Here is a 23,281-nt window from a genome sequence, read left to right as displayed (position 1 = left end):
TTAAAATATACATAGAATTTTGTGGAATCGGGTAAATTAGATAGGCCATGAGACGACGTTAGGAAAGCTAGGTGTCTAACCATGAATTGGTCATCTTTATCTTTATTTGCCACAAAGCCAAACCTAATTTGCAAAGGGAAAATAGCTAAGATAACAGGTTCATTTGAAACGTTTGAACAGCTTTCAAGCGGTCGTATACTCGTGCTTTCGCAGAGTGATATGGAGGAAGAACAGGCACAAGAACTGTTAGTTCGAAGAGTGAAAGCCATCGTTCATTGTGGGCAAGCCATGAGTGGTGTATGCCCGACGGAAGGTCCGCTTTTATTGTTGCAGCAGCATATCCCCATTATTGAAGTGGATGCCGTTTATGCTGAAATCTTTTTACACGAAGTAGAAATGATCATTTATCATGATACGATCCATGTGGCCGGTCAATCAGTCCCATGCAAGCAATTTACGAGAGAAGACTGGTTGATAGCACAACGGGCTGCCCATGAGCTGGCGAGTGAACGGTGGGAGCCCTTTATTGAACACACGTTGGCCTTTGCCATGCGAGAAAAGCAAGCTGTCAGAGAGTCTTTACCCCACTTGCCGCTGCGCACACAATTCACGGGTAAACACATTTTAGTAGTGTCCAATGGAAAAGGGAATAAGAGGGATCTGCAAGCCGCTAGTGGATTTATAACGGCGTTTAAGCCGATATTACTTGGTGTGGGTGCAGGTGCAGATGTGCTATTATCTAGCGGCTATCAACCCGATGTCGTTGTTAGTGATGCAGATCAAATTTCGAATCGCGTGTGGAAAAGTGGTGCAGAAATCATTGTCCACACCTACCCAGATCCTCAAGGAATCCTTGACAAGTGTTCGCCTAGTGGTCTAACTAAGCATTATCATGTCTTGCCCTGTATTGGGAACAGTGAGGATGCTGCTCTATTGTTAGCCTATGAAAAAGGTGGAGAATGGCTGGTTACCGTCGGCGTACAATCGTATATGAGTGATTTTGTAGCCAAAGGTTTAGCAAATATGGGGAGTGCGTTGCTTGTTCGAATGAAAATCGGAGCTCGCCTCGTAGATATAAAAAGCTTACAAGCGCTAACACTTCAGCCAACGGGGTGGCGGAGAGAAGTGCTTTCCACTGTTGGTCTATCTTGTGTTTTCATTGGATTGAGTCTATTTCAGCTGCATTGGATACTTAAACGAGCGAGTCATGTCGTGTGGAAGCTTGTTGGCGTAGAATGAGGGCTTGTTCGAAAAAAAGGACCGGACGCATTGTCCGGTCTATTTGTTGCGTTTTGGTTTGAATCGTGGAGCTAAATAGTTTCGCTTGCGATCTCTGAAAAAGGTCCAGCCGCCAATAAAGGCAACACCGATCAGAAACAGTACCAAGCCTAAGAAGAATTTTCCCCATAACATACCGCTATTAGCAACGGTATCAAATTGTGCGAAAAAGGCATCTTTCATTGCGAGAAAGCCATAAGTAGCGGTTATTCCAGGAATAACGAGAAGTAGAATAGCTATAAAACGATAAAAGGGTGCTTTCATAGTAACTCCTTATGGGACATGAAACATGTTTTTTCTAACATCATACCCCGAAACCGCTAGCGTGTCTAATTCCCCGCATAAGATTTTATAAGTTTCCGGTGCTCGGAAAAACAAATTCTTATTGGCGATAAAAACAACATTTAAAACGCGGTCGCTCATCCTCGAATTGCTTCGATAGAAGTTTTTCTCACAAATAAGACTATGACTTCGATCCCAAAAAAGGGTAATATAATAGATACGCACGTATACATATAACAAGTAATTGTTTCATAGGAGGCTTACATACATGAATGAACATAGATATGATGTCGTGGTATTAGGTGGCGGAATCGGCGGGTATACCGCAGCAATTCGTGCAGCACAGCTTGGGAAGACAGTGGCGATCGTTGAGCGCGATAAAATGGGCGGTACGTGCCTGCATCAGGGCTGTATCCCAAGTAAAGCCTTGCTTAGAAGTGCAGAAGTGTTTGCCGCGATGAAACATAGCGAGGATTATGGCATCACAGCTCAATCCATCTCGCTGAATTTTGACCAAGTATTAGGACGCAAGCAACGAATTGTCGATCAGCTGCATCAAGGACTTCAATTTCTGATGAAAAAGAATAAGATTACGATTCACCATGGCAATGGACGCATTATTGGACCTTCGATTTTCTCGCCGCGCAGCGGTGCTGTTTCAGTTGAGAAGGAGGATGGTGATATTGAAACGCTCCTTTCAAGCAATTTAATAATTGCGACGGGCTCTAGACCGCGCAGTTTGCCAGGATTAGAAGTAGACGGTACTTCAATTATCACTAGCGAAGATGCACTGCGGATGGAAAGCCTGCCGAAGTCGATCATCATTGTTGGCGGTGGCGTCATTGGTGTTGAATGGGCTTCGATGTTAAACGATTTTGGCGTGGAAGTAACGATCGTGGAAGTTGATAAGCGTTTAGTCAACTTAGAAGACGCAGATGTGTCCAAAGAGTTAGAACGTTTATTCAAGAAACGTGGGATTAAGGTGGAGACGGGTACGAAGGTGCTCCCGGAGTCTGTGAAAGTGGCAGATGGCATGGTTACGATGCAAGTGGACAAGCAAGGTGAGGTACAGGAACTATCCGCGGAACGAGTTCTCGTTTCGGTTGGTCGTGTGGCGAATGTCGAAGCGATGGGGCTTGAGAATACGGATGTCAAAATTGATAAAGGCGTCATTCGCGTCAATCGCTATATGCAAACGACGGAATCCCACATCTACGCGGTTGGTGATGTCATCGGCGGACTGATGCTGGCTCATATGGCCGGCCATGAGGGAATTCTGGCTGCAGAACATATTTCTGGTCATCAGCCAGATGAAATTCAAACGCATCTTGTATCCAAATGTACCTATACAAGACCTGAGATTGCCAGTGTTGGTTGGACCCAGCAGCAGGCGATGGATCAAGGTCGCCAAGTGAAAGTTGGCAAATTTAGTTTCAAAGGAATAGGGAAAGCTCTAGTTTATGGGGACTCCGATGGCTTTGTGAAAGTTATTGCAGATAAAGACACGAATGATATTCTCGGCGTTCATATGATTGGCCCCCAAGTAACCAACAGCATTACAGAGGCAGCGCTAGCTCAGGTGTTGAACGCAACGCCTTGGGAGGTTGGACAGACCATCCACCCGCATCCAACACTTTCGGAAGCTTTGGGTGAAGCGATGCTAGCTGTGGATGGCATTGCAATTAGCGGATAAAAATTGTAATCATAAACGTTTGCGTTTATAATATGCTTATAGAGTCAAGTACTAGGACCAGGTATTAAGTTTTAGTAGCCATTTAATCTCACTAAGGAGGCAAACTCCATGTCCATTGGTCAGCTATATAAGCACAGAAGTTTAGGATTATCCGATGATGAAGCCGTACGTATGTATACGGTTATGAGCCTTGCAACTAAATTCGACGAGCGTGCCTTCATGCTGCAACGCGCTGGTAAAATTCCATTTCACGTATCCGGTATGGGACAATATGCCGGACAAGTTGGGATGGCCTTTGCGATGCAAGCTCAGAAAGACTATTTCTTGCCTTATTACCGTGATTATGCGTTCGTTTTATCGGTGGGAATGACGGTGAAGGATCTCATGCTCGCCATTTTCTGTAAAGCGGAAGATGTGAATAGCGGCGGCAGACAGATGGCAGGCCATTTCGGTGATCGTAAAAATCATATCGTAACGGCATCTTCACCTGTTACCACCCAAGTTCCGCATGCAGCGGGGATTGCTTTGGCAGCGAAGATGAAAAAACAGGATTTCGTTACTTTCGTTTCATTCGGAGAAGGTTCCAGCAATCAAGGAGATTTCCATGAGGGCTGTAATTTTGCAGGTGTACATAAGCTGCCGGTTATCTTTGTTTGTGAAAATAATCAGTATGCGATCTCTGTCCCACTTCATAAACAGGTGGCAGGCAAAATCGCGGATCGTGCGGTTGGATATGGCTTCCCAGGTGTTCAAGTCGATGGTACCGATGTTTTGGAAATGTACCGCGTAACGAAAGAAGCAAGAGAAAGAGCCCTTCGCGGAGAAGGTCCAACTCTGATCGAGATGCTGTGCTATCGCATTATGCCGCACTCCACCTCGGATGACGATATGTTGTACCGTACGAAGGAAGAAGTCGAAGAGAACCGCAAGAAGGATGGCATCTTGAAATTCAAGGAATATCTCATCGCTTGTGAGCTTTGGAGTGAAGAGCAAGACCTAGCGCTTCAAGAACGTCAAAAGCAAGAAGTCAATGATGCAACGAAGTATGCTGATCTTGCCCCTTATCCGAAGCCGGAAGATACGCTTCTTCATGTTTACGCGGAAGGAGATGGCAAATAGAGATGGCTGTTATAACATATTTGGAAGCAATCCGTTCTGCGATGCAGGAGGAAATGCAACAGGACGACAACGTATTCGTCTTAGGTGAGGACATAGGGAAAGGCGGCGTTCTTAACACGACCAAGGGACTTCGCGATCTATTTGGCGAAGAACGCGTGATGGATACGCCGCTTGCAGAGTCCGCAATCGTTGGTGTTGCCATCGGCGCAGCCATGTATGGCATGAAGCCGATTGCCGAAATCCAATTTGCCGATTTTATTTTYCCGGCAACGAATCAAATCCTGAGCGAAGCGGCGAAAATTCGCTATCGTTCGAACAATGACTGGAGCTGCCCGATTGTCATTCGAGCTCCTTATGGTGCAACAGGCGCTGGTGCTTTGTACCATTCCCAATGTCCAGAATCGGTGTTCTTCGGTACGCCAGGCCTGAAAATTGTAGCACCATCGAATCCGTATGATGCCAAGGGTCTGCTGAAAGCGGCAATTCGCGATGGCGATCCTGTGCTCTATTTTGAACATAAGAAGTGTTACTTGGCATTATCGGCTGAAGTTCCGGAAGAAGACTACATCGTACCTATCGGCAAAGCTGACGTCAAGCGTCAAGGAACGGATATTACTGTTATCGCTTATGGCATGGTAGTCAATTATGTGCTTCAAGCCGCAGAGGAGCTGGCCAAGGAAGGTATTTCGGCACATGTCCTTGATTTGCGTACGTTGCAGCCGCTCGATCGCGATGCGATCCTAGAAGCCGCTAGAAAAACAGGCAAAGTACTCATTACCCATGAGGACAACAAGACCGGTGGTGTCGGCGCAGAAGTATCTGCGATTATCGCGGAAGAAATGCTATTTGAGTTAGATGCGCCGATCGCAAGATTATGCGGCCCTGATGTGCCAGCCGTTGGCAGTAATCCTCCGATGGAGAAGTTTTTCCTTCTGAATGCTGATAAGTTGAAGGATGCCATGCGTCAGCTTGCTTTATTCTAAATAGTTGTTCTTATTCGTTGATCTTTTCCGAAATTAGGAGGTACTTGTATGAACCAAACCGGCCGCCTCACCGAGGTTACTGTTCCGCATTTGGCGGAAAGTCTCGTTTCGGCTACAATCGGCAAATGGCTGAAAAAGCCAGGCGATTATATTGAACAATATGATGTTCTTTGTGAGCTTTTCACAGAGAAAGTAAATACAGAAATGCCTAGCCCCATTGAGGGCAAGCTGATCAAAATTATTGTCGGCGACGGTGAAACGGCTGCCGTTGGTGAAGCGATTTGTGTCATTGAGGAACCTGTCAGCTCCTCAGCGGCGGCTTCAGCAGCGCCAGTTGCTGTCACGGATACAGCTGTTGCGTCCGAAGATGCGGATCAAAGCATGCGTGGACGCTTCTCTCCAGCGGTCCACAGACTTGCCCAAGATAACCGCGTCGATTTGTCACGCGTTGCAGGGACAGGCCTTGGCGGACGCATTACGCGCAAGGATGTAGAGACCTTCATCGCATCAGGTGGGGCTAACGCGGCACCTGCGGCTGTTCAAGTAGTCTCAGCAGCATCGCCTGCAGCAGCATCTGTTGTCCCAGAAGAACCAGTTAACCAGCCTGTTCGCAGCTCGGGTATCCATTTGTCGGCGAGTCCACAAACACCGCTGATCGAAGCAGAAGGCCACAACCTGGATGCTCGAAACGAACATTTCATTGATGTAACACCGATGCGTAATGCGATTGCTACGAAGATGCGTCAAAGCGTCACCGAAATTCCACACGCTTGGACCATGATCGAAGTGGATGTAACCAATCTAGTTGTCCTGCGGAACAAAGTAAAGGATGAGTTCATGCGCCGCGAGGGCATCAACTTGACTTACCTCGCGTTTATGCTGAAAGCTGTCGTTAACGCGATCAAAGATTATCCGATTATTAATTCCGTGTGGGCTGTTGATAAAATAATCGTGAAACGCGACATTAATATTTCCTTGTCTGTGGGAACGGAAGATTCCGTTATGACACCGGTGATCAAGAAAGCAGATCAAAAGAATATCGCAGGACTTGCAAGGGAAATTGATGAGTTGACGAAGAAAACGCGTGCGGGGAAATTAGCTCTTACGGATATGGTTGGCGGTACATTTACCGTTAATAATACAGGCTCCTTCGGTTCGATTTTGTCGTACCCAATCATTAACTATCCGCAAGCGGCGATTGTGACGTTCGAATCGATCGTGAAGAAGCCTGTCGTCATTCAAGATATGATAGCGGTGCGCTCCATGGTTAACCTTTGTTTGTCGCTCGATCACAGGATTCTGGATGGTGTGATCTGTGGAAGGTTCCTACAAAGAGTGAAAGAAAATTTAGAAAGCTACAACGCGGATACTAAAATTTACTAACTTTTTATGACGTGAAAAATAATCCGGCTGTAAACAATAAACTGGATAACAGCATAACGATAAGCATAATGTAAATAACGACTTTAAACCATTTCTTATTCTGTAGCACGGGATTCACTCCTTTTTCATCCAAGCTTGTACCGTTTTATTGTAACTCAAAGTGTGTATCGGAGGAAAGTACATGATTCAACAAGATCGTTTAGTTCAAGAATTCATTTCCCTCGTTCAAGTGGATAGTGAAACTAGATTTGAGCAAGAGATCTGCGTTGTGCTCAAAGAGAAATTCGGCAAGTATGGCCTAAATGTTGTCGAAGATGCATCGATGTCCAAGAGTGGACATGGTGCAGGTAACTTGATTTGCACATTGGAAGCGACAGACAGCAATCCGGCGATTCCTACCATTTTCTTCACATGCCATATGGACACGGTTGCTCCAGGGAATGGCATTAAGCCGCAAATTGGCGAGGATGGTTATATTCGCTCTGATGGCACCACGATTCTTGGCAGTGATGATAAAGCAGGTATTGCTGCTATGCTTGAAGGGATTCAAGTTCTGAAAGAACAGAACATTCCGCATGGCCGTATTCAGTTCGTCATTACCGCAGGTGAAGAGAGCGGCTTGAAAGGTGCTCGTGCCATGGAACGCAGCTCTATGGAAGCTGAATATGGCTTCGCGTTAGATTCCAATGGAAATCTAGGCGCTATTGCTACTGCGGCACCTGGACGTGCAGAGATTGAAATCATTTTCCATGGCAAAACAGCGCATGCTGGTGTAAATCCAGAAGATGGCATCTCGGCCATCCAAGTGGCTAGCAAAGCTGTTTCTCGCATGTCACTAGGTAGAATCGATAATGAAACGACAGCTAATATTGGCAGCTTTTCCGGTGTAGGCCCGCTGAATGTCGTATGCGATAAAGTGAAGATGGAAGCGGAAGCACGCAGTATTGTTCAGCACAAATTGGAAGCGCAGATCGAAGCGATGAAACAGGCTTGCGAATCCGCTGCTGCAGAAGCGGGCACGACCTGTGAATTCCATGCGGATATCGTCTACGCATCCTATATGCATGATGATTCTGCACCGATTGTCCAATTAACTTCACGTGCGATGAGCACGATAGGGTTAACAGCAAGCACGTTCCACTCAGGTGGCGGCAGTGACGCGAATGTTTTCAATGGGATGGGAATTCCTACTGTGAATTTGGCCGTTGGTTATTTAGACATTCATACGGTCAAAGAGCGCATTGCGATCAAGGATCTCGTCAAAACAGCTGAACTCGTCGTGGCGCTTGTGAAAGAAGCTGCTAAGGTTTAGCTCCAGAAACAAAATAAAAACCGATTCGTCCGCCAACTGGCGCGGCTAATCGGTTTTCGTTTTTGTTMATGCATGGATGATTCGAAGTTTATGTGAAGGTCCTTGTGATGAAGTCTTCTGAGATATGTTCATRCCTGCTAAATAATCAACCAATGGTATCTTCGGATCTCCTTGTTGAAGCATTTGCTGAAGCAGATATTTGATCTCCCAGGCTTTACCTACAAGTCGGATTTGTTTGGCACTCACATAGCTCTTCATATCTCAGACCCTCTTTTCAGGAAAATATTTGATATAATGAACGATATGCGGCATGTGGACAAGTTAGACCAATTAATGAGGATGAGGTGCACGAATGACGGACCATAAGAAATTTGAAGAAGTGACGATAAGCAGCGAAATGATTTTCAAGGGTAAAATAATTTCCCTGCAAGTAGATCAAGTGACATTGCCCAATGGAGGAACAGCTTCTCGTGAGATCGTTAAGCATCCAGGCGCAGTAGCGGTGATCCCGCTCCTACGGGATAAGATGATCGTCGTAGAGCAGTACCGTAAGCCGCTTGAGAAGAGTCAGGTGGAAATCCCTGCGGGGAAGCTCGACAGCGGTGAGGAGCCTTTGAGAGCGGCTTTGCGTGAGCTTGAGGAAGAGACCGGATATAAGTCAGATAACATACGATTGGTAAGCTCTTTCTACACGTCGCCTGGGTTTGCAGATGAGATTATCCATTTATACATAGCGGAAGATCTAGTAAAGGGGACAGCGAACCCGGATGAGGACGAATTCCTTGATTGTGAAGCGATCACCTTAGAACAAGCTCAGCAGTATATGCATGAGGGACGTATCAGTGACGCCAAAACGATCATGGCAGTGTATGCTTGGCAGTTATATAAGTTAACGGGTCAGATCTAAATGTTGAAGGATTACTATGTTGATCTGCATATTCATATTGGCCGGACGGAGAAAGGTCAAGCTGTCAAAATTAGCGCAGCGAATAATCTCACATTTTTCAATATTGCCCATGAAGCTGCGAACCGCAAAGGGATGGAGATGATCTCCATCATCGATACGCACTCTCCGTCAGTCCAAGAGGAGATTATGATGTATTTGGATAAGGGAGACATGGCAGAGCTCGAAGGTGGAGGAATTCGGTATCGGGATACGTCCATCATCCTGGGGAGTGAAATTGAAGTCAGAGACCCTGGTATGGGTCCAGCACATGTTTTGGCCTATATGCCGAACCTTCAAGTGATGCAGGAGTTTACGGGATGGATGAGCCGGCATATGAAAAATGTGGAGCTTAGTTCTCAGCGCATCTACGTGCCTGCACGTGACCTTCAGGAAGAGGTACTGGGCCGAGGAGGCATCCTTATCCCTGCGCACATCTTCACGCCGCACAAAAGCGTCTATGGCAGCGCTACAAGCTGCATGAACGAATTGCTTGATGTGAAGCAGATACCTGCCGTTGAACTCGGGCTAAGTGCGGATTCAGAAATGGCTGGGTACATCTCTGAGCTGGATGATTTCACCTATATAACGAATTCAGACGCCCATTCCTTGGCCAAAATAGGTCGTGAATACAACCAGATGAAACTTGCTGCACCAACGTTTGATGAGTTAGTTAAAGCGCTTCGACGTCAGGATGGACGAGGTGTCACAGCCAACTATGGCCTGAACTCGCGATTAGGCAAGTATCATCGAACCTATTGCAGCGTCTGCGAAGCTGTACTAGACGATGGCGAAACGGCTGTGGAACGCTGTGTGAATTGCGGCAGTGCCAAAATTGTGCGCGGCGTCATGGACCGAATCATGGCGATTGCAGATCGGGAGATGTCTTATCAGCCAGCGCATCGACCACCGTATCATTTTCAAGTCCCCTTAGAGTACATCCCAGGATTGGGGCCGAAGAAGCTGGACCAATTGCTAAGTCATTTCGGAACGGAAATGCAGGTCTTGCACCATGCAACGCCGGAGGCGTTAGCTAGTGTCGTTGGGGACGAGATTGCAGCGTACCTTGTGAGTGCTCGAGAAGGGACCTTACATCTCGAAGTTGGCGGCGGCGGAAAGTATGGCAAAGTGAAAAATCATTCATAGTTTTACTTTTTCACTCATAAGCTTGTCTTTGTAGGGGTTGTACAAGGAGGGAGTGGCGAGTGTGAATAGGAACTTAACGATGAAACAATATATGAAGGATAATTTGCCGTTATTTATATTCGTCTCTGTGCTCTTTGTTATTGGCGTTGTTTTCGGTGCCGTCATGGTTAATGCGCTTTCCTTAGAACAGAGGACGGAAATGACCCGCCATTTGGGCAGTTTTTTTCATGAAATTAATGAAGGCATCGAAATCGACAGCCAGCAATCGTTTAGTCAAGCTTTCGGTATGCATATGAAGTGGATATTATTAATTTGGTTATTTGGTTTGTCGATTATAGGTTTACCGTTGATCTTAGTTTTGGATTTTCTAAAAGGTGTGCTGATTGGCTTCACGGTTGGTTACCTCGTGGGTCAGATGTCGTGGAAAGGGATGCTTTTTGCGCTTGTGGCCGTTGTTCCTCAAAATTTGATCGTTATACCAGCGATATTATTCTGCAGCGTGGCTGCGATGTCATTCTCGCTATATATGATAAAGCATAGAATTATGAGTCGGAGTGGTAACATTTACCAACCCTTCATGAGATATACAACGATCACTTTAGTGATGGGAGGCTTCCTTTTAGCAGCTGCCTTATTAGAAGGATACTTCTCCCAATACATGATGAAATGGGTAACCCCAATGCTGGTGGGGGTTTATGGGTAATGAAATGAATTGTGATTGTGTTTGACTTTGTCAGCAAGCTCCCCCTATAATGAAAAGAGTGGCTAAAAATGGGCTAGGATGCCCACCTTTCTGAGGGGGAGGCATATGGAAGCAAGGATCGAGAAAATTAAACAACAACTACAATCCCAGGGGTACAAGCTTACACCTCAACGGGAAGCAACTGTTCGCGTTCTACTGGAGAATGAACAAGATCATCTTAGTGCAGAAGATGTGTTTATGCTTGTGAAAGATAAAGCGCCAGAGATCGGGCTAGCAACAGTGTACCGTACGTTAGAACTTCTGAGCGAACTGCATGTCTTGGAGAAAATGAATTTTGGCGACGGCGTGGCTCGTTACGACTTACGTGACGATAATTCACGACATCATCACCATCACTTAATTTGCGTGCAATGCGGAGCCGTAGATGAAATCATGGAAGACTGGCTCGGACCTTTCGAAGAACGGTTAGAGACTGAGTTTCATTTCCAAGTCTTAGATCATCGTCTTGATTTCCAAGGTATTTGCTATCGATGCAACGAACGAGGGAAACCGGACACATTGGAGAAATCCCACTAAACCAGCTGCCGCAAGGAAGCTATTCAACTTATGAAAATGCCTGTATGCAGACAATTGCATACAGGCATTTTTGTGTTTACTTCATATGCTAAATAGTAGCTAAGAGTTAGCTTAAAGTCACATAATTGGAAAGKGAGTCTGGGTACATTATAGACGAATCGAAATAAACGGATCCGCCGTCCTACTGGGACGGTAGCGTTTATCTAGAAATATAGCCGGTTTATCGTGTGAAACATATAATTTCTATATTTGAACCGAAGGAAGAAGGTGGCGAATATGTCGAAACCAAACCTAGTCGTTGGCGTTCCTAAAGAAATCAAGAACAATGAGAATCGCGTTGCTTTGACACCAGGCGGTGCAGGGATGCTTCAAATGTCCGGTCATCGTGTGTTGGTCGAAGCGGGAGCAGGCATTGGCAGTGGATTTTCAGATGAGGATTATAAGCAAGAAGGCGCTACAATTATCGCATATGCCGCTGAAGTATGGGCGCAAAGTGATATGATCATGAAAGTAAAGGAGCCGTTGCCTGCTGAATATGGCTTCTTCAAAGAAGGCCAGATTCTATTTACTTATTTGCACTTAGCTGCAGCTGGTGATCTTGCAGCTCAGTTATTAGAGAAGAAAGTAACTGGTATTGCCTACGAGACGATTCAACTGCCGAATGGCTCCCTGCCCTTGCTAACACCTATGAGCGAGGTTGCGGGGCGCATGTCTGTACAAATAGGAGCCCACTATCTCGAGAAATTTTATGGCGGCCGCGGCATTCTGCTTGGCGGTGTTCCTGGCGTTCCACCGGCAGACGTCATTATTCTAGGCGGTGGGATCGTAGGCACGAATGCAGCCAAAATGGCACTAGGACTTGGTGCTAATGTCGTTATTATTGAACGAAGTGCTGACCGGATGCGAGCTTTGGATGACATTTTCGGAGGGCATCTCCGTACATTGATGTCCAATCCGTATAATATTGCGAGCGCAGTCCAAAAGGCAGATCTGCTCATTGGGGCAGTGCTCATTCCAGGGGCAAGAGCACCGCGATTAGTGACAGCGGCGATGGTTCAGAGTATGAAGCCAGGTGCCGTCATTGTGGATGTTGCTGTCGATCAAGGGGGTTCCATCGAAACGATTGATCGTGTAACCACCCATAGTGATCCAACCTATGAAAAGTTCGGTGTCTTGCATTATGCGGTCGCCAATATGCCAGGAGCTGTTCCACGTACCTCAACCCTTGCGTTGACGAATGTCACTTTGCCCTACGCATTGGAGTTGGCAAATAAAGGCTTCACACAAGCTTTAGCAGAGAACTACACGTTACAACTAGGTGTGAATACGTACAAAGGCAGTGTCACACATCCAGCGGTTGCTGAAGCGCTTGGAATGCCTTATACCAAATTAATTGACCTGTCATAATCGTGGGCCGAGTCTCATATTCTGTTCCTAAGACATGGAATAGACATGGGGGACGAGCTATGATTTTTTCCTATCGGAAATTAATTGTTCGATTACAGTATATCTTGGTTTTTGTGGCGTTGACGGTCATCTTATATCAAGTTCTGTTAGCCGTATCTCTCTGGATTCAGCCTGTGAACAAGTACAAAGCGCCGACAGGCAAATCCGTTAAGGTATTCGGACAAAGCGAGCATGTATCTTTTGATTCGAGTTCAATGAGTGAGCGATTGCGTTTGTTTTATTGGTACGGTGAGTAAAGCGAAAAATAAAGGAATCTCTCTTGTCACCGTGGAATGCTATATAGAATGATAGATATAGCAGGTAAACGAGGGAGAGACTGACATAATGACGAGTGAGCTACAATCCTTCATCCAATTTCTAACGACTGAACGAGGACTTTCACGGAATACACTCGAATCCTACGAAAGGGATCTCCTTCAATTTGTTGCCTATCTTGAGATGCAAGGTGTTACAAGCTGGCGAGAAACAGGGAAAGTGCATCTTGGAAGTTATCTCTCACAATTAAAAACGCTCGGACGAGCATCAGCGACTTTATCACGAATACGCGTTTCATTACGCTCCTTTTTCCAATACATGGTGAAGGAACGGCTCCTTGATTCCGATCCTTCTATTTTCATCGAGGTTCCTAAGTTGGAAAAAAGGATTCCAAAGGTTCTAACTATTCTCGAAGTTGAAAAGTTGCTGGAGGCGCCTCAATCTGAGCAAGTGAATGGTGCACGGGATAAAGCCATGCTTGAATTGCTCTATGCCACAGGGATTCGTGTATCAGAACTCGTCGCATTGAATGTAGCCGATGTGAACCTAGAGATGGGCTTCATTCGCTGTATCGGCAAAGCAGAGAAAGAGCGGATGATTCCGCTTAGCGGCATTGCCATTCGGGTCATTGATACCTATATTCAGCACTATCGCATCAAGCTGCTCAAAAGATCGGTAGACGAGGAAGCACTCTTCATCGGGCACTTAGGTACTCGAATGACGAGACAAGGTTTTTGGAAAATTATGAAGCGCTATGCGTTGGAGACGGAAATTACGAATGAAATTACGCCGCACACACTGAGACATTCTTTCGCTGCACATTTGATCGAAAACGGTGCGGATTTGCGATCTGTTCAGGAAATGCTGGGTCATTCCGATATTTCATCAACACAGCTCTATGTGCAGGTCACGAAGATCAAAATGAAAGATGTCTATAATCGAGCACACCCTAGGGCTCATTTATGATTGTTGACAGAAGGGCAGCGGCACTTCCAACCGGAATTGCTGCTGTTTTGCATTCACGGGTTGGAAGTGGGATAATGAAGGGTGGATATCATTACAATTAGGAATTGATTTGGAGGGACATCGGTGCGCTTTGAACGAATTAGTTTAATCGTATTAGATAGTGTAGGCATCGGAGAATTGCCGGATGCTGATCAGTTTGGCGACCTTGGCGCTCATACGCTAGGTCATATTGCAGAGAGAGTCAGCGGCTTCGCGCTGCCCCATTTGCAGCAAATGGGATTAGGAAATATTGCAGACATTCAGGGGATTCCTCCGGTATCATCGCCAGAAGGGTATTATGGCAAAATGGCAGAGGTTTCCGTTGGCAAAGATACGATGACAGGTCATTGGGAGTTAATGGGGTTACGTATTTCTACACCATTTAAAGTTTTCCCTGACGGATTTCCAGAAGCCTTGATCTCGCAATTTGAGCAAGAGACAGGTCGGAAAGTAATCGGAAATAAACCGGCTTCGGGGACTGAGATTTTAGATGAGCTTGGCGAAGAACAGATGAAGACTGGCGCATGGATTGTCTACACGTCAGCTGATAGTGTGTTCCAGTTGGCCGCACATGAAGACATCATTCCGTTAGACGAGCTGTATCGCGCTTGCGAGATTGCCCGCAGGCTAACTATGCAAGATGAATTTGCCGTAGGGCGTGTAATTGCAAGACCTTATCTGGGTACGCCAGGGTCATTCAAACGAACGCCTAACCGACATGATTATGCAGTCAAGCCACCTGAGCCTACCGTTATGAATCAACTGAAGGATGCCGGATGGGATGTCATTGCCATTGGCAAGATTAATGATATTTTTGACGGAGAAGGGGTCACGAAAGCGATCTCAACGAAAAGTAATTTGGATGGCATTCAGCAAACAATTGACGTGCTCGGAACCTCATTTAAGGGCCTAGCTTTTACCAATCTAGTCGATTTCGATTCCTTGTATGGTCATCGACGTGATCCTGAAGGCTATGGAAAGGCGTTAGAGGAATTTGACGTCTATGTACCACAGCTGAAGGCGGGACTTGGGCCGAACGATCTGCTGATCTTGACCGCGGATCATGGGAATGATCCTGTGCATGCGGGGACGGACCATACCCGTGAGTATGTACCCGTTTTACTGTATAGCCCTAGCTTCCAATCGCCAGTTTCCTTGGGAATCCGAGGAACATTTGCAGATTTGGGCGCGACGATCGCTGACAACTTTGGCGTAGAACCAACAAAGAATGGTGAGAGTTTTCTTCATCTTTTGAAATAAATAAAGTCGAGTTTTACATTAATTTGAGGAGGCATGATGACATGTCAGGTACATCCATGATTCAAGAAATTCAAGAAGCAGCAGCATTTATTAAAAAAGAAACCAATATTACACCACAAATTGGTCTTATTCTCGGTTCCGGTCTTGGCGTTCTTGCTGATTTGATAGAAGAGCCAATTGTAATCGACTATTCTCGTATCCCGCATTTCCCAGTCTCTACTGTTGAGGGACATGCTGGAGAGCTGGTTGTAGGCTCGATTAAAGGTAAGCAGGTCCTCATAATGAAAGGGCGCTTCCATGCTTATGAAGGTTACGGCGCTGAGACGGTTTCTTTCCCAGTACGTGTAATGAAAGAGCTTGGTGTACAAACGTTGATCGTTACTAATGCTGCTGGCGGAATCAATGAAACCTATCAAGTGGGTGATCTCATGGTCATCAGCGACCATTTGAATATGACGTTCCGCAACCCGTTAATTGGACCGAATGATTCTGCATTAGGCGTTCGCTTCCCGGATATGTCAGAGGCTTACAGTAAGCGTCTGCGTAAGTTAGCGCACGATGTCGCGGCTACACAAGATTTTAAATTACAAGAAGGTGTGTATGTAGGGCTGCTTGGTCCTAACTATGAAACACCTGCTGAAATTCGCATGTTCCGCACACTGGGTGGAGACTCGGTTGGGATGTCAACTGTTCCTGAGGTTATTGTCGCTCGTCATGCGGGCATCGAAGTATTGGGCTTTTCTTGTATTTCCAACATGGCATCGGGTATATTAGATCAACCGTTATCCCATGCAGAAGTGATGGAGACGACGGAGAAAGTTAAACCTAAATTTTTGAAGCTAGTCCTAGGTATTATTGAGGCACTATAAGTGCGTGTTCAAACAACCTTTATAAGCAGATAAGGAGATCTACATGACATTGACTTACATTCAACAAATTAATGAGGCTGCAAGCTTCATTAAATCGCGTTTAGATGGCGTGTCGCCTACTATTGGGCTCGTTCTAGGCTCAGGACTTGGCGATATGGCGAATCAGGTAGAGCAGCCAATAGCGATCGAATACAGTGACGTTCCACATTTCCCTGTATCAACAGTTGAGGGCCATGAAGGCCGCTTTGTAATTGGTACTTTGGAAGGCAAGCAAGTTATCGTGATGCAAGGCCGTTTTCATTATTATGAAGGCTATGATATGAAAAAAGTGGTGTTCCCTGTTTACGTGATGAAAGCCATCGGTGTACAGACTGTTGTGATGACGAACGCGGCGGGAGGAATGAACCGGTCTTTCCAAKCTGGCGATTTGATGCTGATCAGTGATCATATCAATATGACGGGGGATAACCCACTGATTGGGCCGAACCATGGTGAGCTTGGTGTTCGTTTCCCAGATATGTCAGAAGCTTATAATCGTGATTATCGCCGCCTTGCTCGTGAGTTGGCATCGTCTGTGGTGGGAGAAGATGGCATGCCACTCCAGTTACAGGAAGGTGTATATGCGGGCATTACGGGTCCTACCTATTGTACGCCTGCAGAGTTGACGATGCTTGCGCGTATCGGCGGCGATGCGATCGGTATGTCGACAGTAGGTGAAGTGATTGCTGCGCGCCATGCAGGCCTTAAAGTGCTGGGCATTTCATGCATTACAGATATGGCCATTGGTGAGGAGCTTGAACCCTTAACACATGAGCAGGTTGTGGCTGTGGCGAATCGAACGAAGCCCAAATTTATCGCTTTGGTGAAAGCATTTGTTCGTGAAGTACAATTGGGATAAATTGGATCAGGAAAGATCGTGAAATTTTGTGAATTCGGCCGCCTAAAGACCTATCCTTCCTATGGGACTCATGGTAGAATATAGTTAATTAGAACTATATTCGATGGTAATTTCTCTGAGAGAGATTACCTATTCCATAGAAGGATGTGTTGGAGGATGGCAGTTCCTCAAGAACTCATGGTGGCCAATTGCCCGCGCTGCGGGAAAGTGTTTCAAAGAAATTTACGCAACCAATGCATGGATTGCAGCACGAGTATGAACGATCAATTGAAGGATTGTGTGGATTATCTCCGTAGAAATTACCGTTCTACCAATGAGCACGTTTGTGCTGTTACAGGTGTTTCCAATATTCAATTACAAGTTTGGATGAAGGAAGGGAAGTTACATCTCGCTGATTATCCTAATTTGAGTTATCAATGTGCTTCCTGTGCGGAACCAATTCGTGAACATAAACTGTGTGTAAGTTGCAGCACGCGTATCACTCGTGATATTCGAAAGCTTTCAGAGAGTGGATCCGTACAGCAGCAAATGAAGCAACCTGAATCGAAACCTCGGGGTTACACGGGTAGTTTCAAAATTAGTGATCGTTGGAATCGCGTGTAATTTGCTGTGGAATGGGCAATAGTAAGATGGAGTTCAGTTCACAATTCTGTCACGAAATAGTCAAATTTTTGCCACGGACTAGATATGGGATTATTCTCTGATGTTAGGTAGAATAGATGAAGTGAACACACGATGAGGGGGATATGCATGCAAAAGTGGATTTTCTTTGTACTATTTATACTTGCGGGCGCATTGGGGCTGGGAGTCCTCTTTCAAGATATTTCTGATCGCCAAGAGGCACAGGAAGCTGAGGCTGCCGCTGGTAAAATGCAACAACTAAAATTAGTTGCATCAAACTGGCAGTTTGATGCGCCAGAGTACACGATCAAAAAAGGTGAGCCTACGAAAGTATCTTTATCTTTAAAAGAAGGCGTACATGCGGTTGAAATTGTTGGGTTGGATATTAAACTTGATAAAGAAAACCCTTCGAAAGAAATTACGTTTGACAAACCAGGTACATATGAAATTGATTGTGTTCTTCCTTGCGGAGAAGGACATGCCAAAATGAAATCCAAACTAATTGTACAATAATCTTCATAGATAACAGATTAGAGGGGGCTGATTAGCTCCCTCTTTTCCATTTTTCTAATTCTGATGTAAGATGGAAGCAAACGTGGATGCTTACGATGTCAGTTTTCTGGCGAAAACTTTAAGGAGGTAATATCATGAGAATGGTTGATTTAATACATAAGAAACGTGTTGGTGAAGCGTTAAGTGAACAGGAAATTACGTTTATCATCAATGAATATACCGCGGGGAGTATTCCTGATTATCAAATGTCCGCCTTCTTGATGGCGACCTTTCTAAACGGAATGACAGATGAAGAAACGTCATTCCTTACACTCGCGATGGCAGGATCCGGTGAAATGATTGATTTATCTGCGATTGCTGGTGTGAAAGTGGATAAACATTCGACGGGGGGCGTAGGAGATAAAGTTAGCCTCATCGTAGGTCCAGTTGTGGCTTCGCTCGGAATACCTGTTGCCAAGATGTCAGGTAGAGGGCTAGGGCATACAGGTGGTACGTTAGATAAATTGGAGTCCATTCCAGGTTTTCAAATCGAGTTGTCGAAGGAAGCCTTTATTGAAGCGGTTAACACGAATAAAATTGCCATTGTTGGACAGAGTGGCAATCTGGCTCCAGCAGATAAGAAAATCTATGCCTTACGTGATGTAACGGCAACGGTGGATTCGATCCCATTGATCGCTAGCTCTATCATGAGTAAGAAAATAGCTTCTGGCGCTGAAGCGATTGTATTGGATGTGAAAATTGGCTCTGGTGCTTTTATGAAAACGGTCGAGGATGCAAGAGTACTTGCTCGTACAATGGTCGATATCGGAACTCGTCTGAATCGGAAAACAATTGCGATGATTACCGATATGGATCAGCCGCTTGGCCGCGAAATCGGAAATGCGAATGAAATTCGGGAATCTATCGATGTACTGCGCGGAGCAGGAGACAAGGAGCTAACGGAGGTTGCGATTTCTGTTGCGGCATATATGGCAGTCCTCGGTAAGGTATTTACCTCCTTTGAGGAGGCACAGGAAGCTGTTCGTGACATCATCTCCAAGGGGAAAGCATTGGATACGTTCAAGCGCTTTATTGCCAGCCAAGGCGGCGACTCGCGTATTGTTGATCAGCCAGAGTTATTGCCAACGGCAGCTTATCATATCGAGGTTACTGCCCAACTAGATGGTTTCATTAACGAGATTCAAGCGGAAAATATCGGTATCGCAGCGATGGTTCTTGGCGCGGGCCGTGCGAAGAAGGAAGACTTGATTGATTACGCGGTAGGACTGACGTTGAATAAGAAAATAGGGGATGCCATTCAAATAGGGGAATCCATTTGTACCATCCATGCGAATCGTCTCGATGTAGCTGAGGTTGAAGTGATGATTCTAGATGCCTATAAGATCACGTCAACTCAGCCTGCACCGAAGCAATTAATTTATGATGTAATCGAATAGCAGACGTAGAGAACGAGCACTTTCCTAACGGAAGGTGTTTTTTTTCGTTCTGGGTTATTTTCACCGTCATGGAATAATTTAGAGGAATTTCGTCAACACTGATTAGCAGTCATTCATGCTGCAAAATGCCAAAACTTTCACTTCATACATCACAGGAGGGGTACAATTGCTATGCGAAAAAAAGGGCTAATCAGTTTCATTTGTTTACAATTAAGTGTGATGCTGGTTCTGCCAGCGATTTATGCGGCGGAAACCAAGGTACAACCCGTGGATCTAACACCGAATGCGCTATCAGCTGTTCTCATGGATGCGGACACCGGCACGGTGATTGCGGAGAAAAATAAGGATGCCAAACTTCCTCCAGCAAGTATTACGAAAATCATGACCATGCTTTTGATCATGGAAGCAGTCGACAAGGGCACCATCAAAATGGATGAAAAAGTCAGCGTTAGTGATTATGCGGCTTCCATGGGAGGCTCACAGATCTTCTTAGAGCCTGGTGAACAAATGTCAGTTCAAGAGATGCTGAAGGGCATCGCAATGGCTTCTGGAAATGATGCTTCTGTCGCGATGGCTGAGAAAATTGCCGGTTCTGAAGAGAATTTTGTTGCCATGATGAATGAACGAGCAGGTCAACTCGGGATGAAGAATACCCATTTCTCTAATTGTAATGGACTTCCTGTGGCTAATCACTACACAACGGCGAATGATATCGCGATTATGTCACGCGAACTTCTGAAGCACGAAGGGATTACGAATTTTACAGGTGCTTACCAAGATTATTTACGTAAAGACTCACCTAAGCCATTCTGGCTTGTAAATACAAATAAATTAGTGCGTTTTTATAGCGGAGCCGATGGATTGAAAACTGGCTATACGAGTGAAGCCAAATTCTGTTTGTCAGCTACAGCTAAGCGAGATAATTTACGTGTTGTTGCTGTTGTACTTGGTGAACCTAATACCAAAACGCGAAACGCGGAAGTAACGAAGTTGTTTGATTATGCTTTTGCGCAATATACGAATTATCCATTGTTCAAAACAGGTGATAGTTTGGGCAGCTTCACGATAAATAAGGGCCAAGTATCGACAGTGCCGTTAGTTGCAAGACAGAATTATAGCATATTGATGAAAAAAGGGACGGACACGGCAAATATCCGACATGAATTGCAGTTGGATCCAAGCTTGAGAGCACCTGTAAGCGAAGGGCAACCGATTGGTAAAATCATGGTCTACAATGGGGATAATGTCTTAGCGGAATACCCTTTAGAGTCTCCGCAAACTGTTGATAAAGCTACTTGGTGGAAGCTGTTTAAGCGGACAACGTCGGAGTTATTTACGACGAATTAATGCGGAAAACAGCGAATAGAAGTTGATGTGATCGTATATTTTGCCTTCTTTTAGCGGTTTTCTTCTAGTTTTGTCGGGTGGCAGGAATTGCTAACTCAGTTGTAGAAACTAGTGCTCATGACCTGAAGGGAGTGAACATATTGGGCATGCAAATTGAGTTTGAGCAAGGCAGAAGAGCGCTGATTGTTAGATTGAAGGGTGAACTTGACCATCATGCAGCAGATAGTGTAAAGGCGAGAATGGAGGATGCCATTGCGAAGGAGCAAACGCATCACCTCATTCTTAGTTTGAAGGACCTCTCCTTCATGGATAGCTCAGGTCTAGGCGTCATTCTTGGCCGTTATAAGCAAATCACAAGCAAAGGCGGCAAAATGGTCGTCTGTGATGTCTCACCAGCTGTTTATCGCTTGTTCGAGCTTTCGGGGATGTTTAAGATCGTTTCGATTCAAGATAACGAWCGTAATGCAATGTCCAGTTTGGAGGTTGCTTTATGAGTGAACGAAACTTTATGACCTTGCAGTTTGCCAGCCGATCTGAGAATGAAGCTTTTGCACGGGTAGCAGTGGCTGCATTCGTTTCGCAGTTAGATCCAACTTTAGATGAATTGACGGATATCAAAACGGTTGTTTCAGAAGCCGTAACGAATTCGATTATACATGGCTATAACAATAATAAGGATGGTGTCATTACCATTTCAGCTGAAATTGATGATGACACGATTCGTTTAACGATTGAGGACAAGGGCGAAGGTATTGCTGATTTAGAGCAAGCGAAAGAGCCCTTGTACACGTCAAAACCAGAGCTCGAACGTTCTGGGATGGGCTTTACAATTATGGAAAATTTCATGGACGAAGTGGAAGTTGTGACGGCCGTCGGAATCGGAACGAAAATAAACATGTTGAAGCGAATTGAATCTAAAAAAGCTTTATACAATTAGGGGTAGGATCTATGGATGTTGATCTGAAGCATGCTTCTCATAGTTATTTAGACGATTCGGAAGTCAAACGGTTAATCGCCCTCAGCCAATCCGGAGATGGACTCGCTAGAGAAACACTTGTCAGCTGCAATATCCGTTTGGTGTGGTCCGTGGTTCAGCGCTTTTTGAACCGTGGTTACGAAGCCGAAGACTTGTTCCAGATCGGGTGCATTGGACTACTCAAGTCCGTCGACAAATTCGATCTATCGTATGATGTCAAATTCTCAACCTATGCTGTCCCGATGATTATCGGGGAAATCCAGCGGTTTCTGCGGGATGATGGCACATTAAAGGTAAGCCGCTCACTGAAGGAGCTTGCGAACAAAATTCGCAAGACGAAGGATGAGCTTTCGAAGCGCTTGGGAAGGCTTCCTACGATCAAAGAGGTTGCCGAGGAGCTTATGATTACGCCGGAGGAGGTCGTGTTCGCTCAAGAGGCGAATAAACCACTCTCGTCGATTCATGAGACCGTGTTTGAGAACGATGGAGACCCCATCACGCTTATGGACCAAATTTCGGATGAATCCGGGGAGAAATGGTTTGAGAAGCTAGCCTTGAATGAGGCGATTGGGACGCTCTCAGAGCGTGAAAGACTTATTGTTTATCTCCGCTATTTCCGTGATCAGACGCAGTCGGAGGTTGCAAGCAGACTAGGCATATCTCAGGTGCAGGTATCGCGTTTGGAGAAAAAGATTCTGCAATCAATTAAAGATCAGATTGCACAATAATTAATTGTTGTATACGTAACAACGCGCTGGTATAAACCGTGCTCCTTATGGGAGGACGGTTTTTCAGTGCATATACATATAGCCGCTAATTTCCCATGAGTAAGAATCAATCAGGGGGATGAGCGGCTTGTTCCTTATACCACCGAACTCTTTTCTAACGTACCGAATGACGGTCAACCGCATAAAATCTGACGCAGTATATCCCGCATAAACCAACGAGGGAATATACGATACGACTTAACCCTGAAGATTCACGGTGTGAATCTCCCCCAAGTAGAGCAGAAACTAAATCCCATTCGAAAAGCCCAACTAGAAGCCAATTCAGCGCACCAATGATGACGAGTGTTAACGCGAATTTTGCCATGTTATCACCTTCTTTATATGGAATAAGTAATCGTATTCCCTATTTAACATGCCTTGCCATATCCATCTTTATGCATGGAGAATTTACCAAATCTCGAATGGATTACACGAAGGAAAGATTTTGC

27 protein-coding genes are annotated in these 23,281 nt (G+C 45.4%); 23 read left to right on the top strand and 4 right to left on the bottom strand.

What is annotated here, in order from left to right; all coding sequences use genetic code 11:
* Window positions 1-81 precede the first annotated feature (81 nt).
* Window positions 82-1,239, top strand: a complete 1,158-nt coding sequence (steA, locus tag AB4114_RS01765) for a putative cytokinetic ring protein SteA (protein WP_441986841.1) — start codon at window positions 82-84, stop codon at window positions 1,237-1,239.
* 39 nt (window positions 1,240-1,278) lie between these two features.
* Here the strand turns inward: steA and AB4114_RS01760 are convergent, their stop codons facing one another.
* Entirely contained in the window at window positions 1,279-1,542 is a 264-nt protein-coding gene (locus AB4114_RS01760) for a DUF2627 domain-containing protein (RefSeq protein WP_056614619.1), read from the bottom strand.
* A gap of 286 nt (window positions 1,543-1,828) precedes the next feature.
* Here AB4114_RS01760 and lpdA point away from each other — a divergent pair, with 286 nt between their 5' ends.
* From lpdA to AB4114_RS01740, 4 genes are all read left to right on the top strand, one after another.
* Window positions 1,829-3,253 (top strand): dihydrolipoyl dehydrogenase, encoded by a 1,425-nt coding sequence (gene lpdA / locus AB4114_RS01755; protein ID WP_441986840.1) that lies wholly within the window; start codon window positions 1,829-1,831, stop codon window positions 3,251-3,253.
* Between the two features lie 108 nt (window positions 3,254-3,361).
* Window positions 3,362-4,372, top strand: a complete 1,011-nt coding sequence (locus AB4114_RS01750; protein WP_441986839.1) for a thiamine pyrophosphate-dependent dehydrogenase E1 component subunit alpha — start codon at window positions 3,362-3,364, stop codon at window positions 4,370-4,372.
* 2 nt (window positions 4,373-4,374) lie between these two features.
* Complete coding sequence (locus AB4114_RS01745) at window positions 4,375-5,355, top strand: alpha-ketoacid dehydrogenase subunit beta (protein ID WP_441986838.1); 981 nt, start codon at window positions 4,375-4,377, stop codon at window positions 5,353-5,355.
* A gap of 48 nt (window positions 5,356-5,403) precedes the next feature.
* A complete protein-coding gene (locus tag AB4114_RS01740; protein ID WP_441986837.1) occupies window positions 5,404-6,738 on the top strand; it encodes a dihydrolipoamide acetyltransferase family protein in 1,335 nt (444 codons plus the stop codon).
* A gap of 4 nt (window positions 6,739-6,742) precedes the next feature.
* Here AB4114_RS01740 and prli42 read toward each other — a convergent pair whose 3' ends face one another.
* Window positions 6,743-6,847 (bottom strand): stressosome-associated protein Prli42, encoded by a 105-nt coding sequence (gene prli42 / locus AB4114_RS01735; protein ID WP_157276701.1) that lies wholly within the window; start codon window positions 6,845-6,847, stop codon window positions 6,743-6,745.
* A gap of 72 nt (window positions 6,848-6,919) precedes the next feature.
* Here prli42 and AB4114_RS01730 point away from each other — a divergent pair, with 72 nt between their 5' ends.
* Window positions 6,920-8,050: a M20/M25/M40 family metallo-hydrolase gene (locus tag AB4114_RS01730; protein WP_441986836.1), complete on the top strand. Its 1,131-nt coding sequence runs from the start codon at window positions 6,920-6,922 to the stop codon at window positions 8,048-8,050.
* 45 nt (window positions 8,051-8,095) lie between these two features.
* Here AB4114_RS01730 and mciZ read toward each other — a convergent pair whose 3' ends face one another.
* The gene (gene mciZ, locus AB4114_RS01725) at window positions 8,096-8,308 is read right to left on the bottom strand and encodes a Z-ring formation inhibitor MciZ (protein WP_441986835.1); all 213 of its coding nucleotides are present in this window, start codon (window positions 8,306-8,308) and stop codon (window positions 8,096-8,098) included.
* Window positions 8,309-8,402: 94 nt separating this feature from the next.
* Here mciZ and AB4114_RS01720 point away from each other — a divergent pair, with 94 nt between their 5' ends.
* The 17 genes from AB4114_RS01720 (at window position 8,403) to sigF (ending at window position 22,793) form a co-directional block, all read left to right on the top strand.
* Entirely contained in the window at window positions 8,403-8,957 is a 555-nt protein-coding gene (locus tag AB4114_RS01720) for an NUDIX hydrolase (RefSeq protein ID WP_441986834.1), read from the top strand.
* A complete protein-coding gene (locus AB4114_RS01715; RefSeq protein WP_441986833.1) occupies window positions 8,958-10,139 on the top strand; it encodes an endonuclease Q family protein in 1,182 nt (393 codons plus the stop codon).
* A gap of 61 nt (window positions 10,140-10,200) precedes the next feature.
* Entirely contained in the window at window positions 10,201-10,842 is a 642-nt protein-coding gene (gene spoIIM, locus AB4114_RS01710) for a stage II sporulation protein M (protein ID WP_312886239.1), read from the top strand.
* A gap of 105 nt (window positions 10,843-10,947) precedes the next feature.
* Window positions 10,948-11,418 (top strand): ferric iron uptake transcriptional regulator, encoded by a 471-nt coding sequence (gene fur, locus AB4114_RS01705; RefSeq protein WP_441986832.1) that lies wholly within the window; start codon window positions 10,948-10,950, stop codon window positions 11,416-11,418.
* A 276-nt stretch (window positions 11,419-11,694) separates the two neighbouring features.
* Window positions 11,695-12,825 (top strand): alanine dehydrogenase, encoded by a 1,131-nt coding sequence (ald, locus tag AB4114_RS01700; RefSeq protein ID WP_441986831.1) that lies wholly within the window; start codon window positions 11,695-11,697, stop codon window positions 12,823-12,825.
* 59 nt (window positions 12,826-12,884) lie between these two features.
* Window positions 12,885-13,121, top strand: coding sequence for a DUF4227 family protein (locus AB4114_RS01695; protein ID WP_441986830.1), 237 nt, complete (start codon window positions 12,885-12,887; stop codon window positions 13,119-13,121).
* Between the two features lie 88 nt (window positions 13,122-13,209).
* Window positions 13,210-14,106: a site-specific tyrosine recombinase XerD gene (gene xerD, locus AB4114_RS01690; protein ID WP_441986829.1), complete on the top strand. Its 897-nt coding sequence runs from the start codon at window positions 13,210-13,212 to the stop codon at window positions 14,104-14,106.
* A gap of 123 nt (window positions 14,107-14,229) precedes the next feature.
* Window positions 14,230-15,405: a phosphopentomutase gene (deoB, locus tag AB4114_RS01685; protein WP_441986828.1), complete on the top strand. Its 1,176-nt coding sequence runs from the start codon at window positions 14,230-14,232 to the stop codon at window positions 15,403-15,405.
* A gap of 41 nt (window positions 15,406-15,446) precedes the next feature.
* Window positions 15,447-16,274: a purine-nucleoside phosphorylase gene (locus AB4114_RS01680; RefSeq protein ID WP_441986827.1), complete on the top strand. Its 828-nt coding sequence runs from the start codon at window positions 15,447-15,449 to the stop codon at window positions 16,272-16,274.
* A 43-nt stretch (window positions 16,275-16,317) separates the two neighbouring features.
* Window positions 16,318-17,172, top strand: coding sequence for a purine-nucleoside phosphorylase (locus AB4114_RS01675; RefSeq protein ID WP_441986826.1), 855 nt, complete (start codon window positions 16,318-16,320; stop codon window positions 17,170-17,172).
* Window positions 17,173-17,328: 156 nt separating this feature from the next.
* Window positions 17,329-17,775: a flagellar protein gene (locus AB4114_RS01670; protein ID WP_441986825.1), complete on the top strand. Its 447-nt coding sequence runs from the start codon at window positions 17,329-17,331 to the stop codon at window positions 17,773-17,775.
* Window positions 17,776-17,922: 147 nt separating this feature from the next.
* The gene (locus AB4114_RS01665) at window positions 17,923-18,306 is read left to right on the top strand and encodes a hypothetical protein (protein WP_441986824.1); all 384 of its coding nucleotides are present in this window, start codon (window positions 17,923-17,925) and stop codon (window positions 18,304-18,306) included.
* Window positions 18,307-18,440: 134 nt separating this feature from the next.
* Window positions 18,441-19,742 (top strand): pyrimidine-nucleoside phosphorylase, encoded by a 1,302-nt coding sequence (locus AB4114_RS01660; RefSeq protein ID WP_441986823.1) that lies wholly within the window; start codon window positions 18,441-18,443, stop codon window positions 19,740-19,742.
* Window positions 19,743-19,913: 171 nt separating this feature from the next.
* The gene (locus AB4114_RS01655) at window positions 19,914-21,089 is read left to right on the top strand and encodes a D-alanyl-D-alanine carboxypeptidase family protein (protein ID WP_441986822.1); all 1,176 of its coding nucleotides are present in this window, start codon (window positions 19,914-19,916) and stop codon (window positions 21,087-21,089) included.
* Between the two features lie 140 nt (window positions 21,090-21,229).
* Window positions 21,230-21,583, top strand: a complete 354-nt coding sequence (gene spoIIAA, locus AB4114_RS01650; RefSeq protein WP_441986821.1) for an anti-sigma F factor antagonist — start codon at window positions 21,230-21,232, stop codon at window positions 21,581-21,583.
* A complete protein-coding gene (spoIIAB, locus tag AB4114_RS01645; RefSeq protein ID WP_057312135.1) occupies window positions 21,580-22,026 on the top strand; it encodes an anti-sigma F factor in 447 nt (148 codons plus the stop codon). The genes spoIIAA and spoIIAB overlap by 4 nt, the downstream gene beginning before the upstream one ends.
* Before the next feature lie 11 nt (window positions 22,027-22,037).
* Entirely contained in the window at window positions 22,038-22,793 is a 756-nt protein-coding gene (gene sigF / locus AB4114_RS01640) for an RNA polymerase sporulation sigma factor SigF (RefSeq protein ID WP_028554229.1), read from the top strand.
* 154 nt (window positions 22,794-22,947) lie between these two features.
* Here the strand turns inward: sigF and AB4114_RS01635 are convergent, their stop codons facing one another.
* Entirely contained in the window at window positions 22,948-23,157 is a 210-nt protein-coding gene (locus tag AB4114_RS01635; protein ID WP_441986820.1) for a DUF378 domain-containing protein, read from the bottom strand.
* Window positions 23,158-23,281 lie beyond the last annotated feature (124 nt).

The organism is Paenibacillus sp. 2RAB27, assembly GCF_052115445.1.
GTDB lineage: Bacteria > Bacillota > Bacilli > Paenibacillales > NBRC-103111 > Paenibacillus_E.
This window is presented reverse-complemented; position numbering and strand designations above follow the sequence as displayed.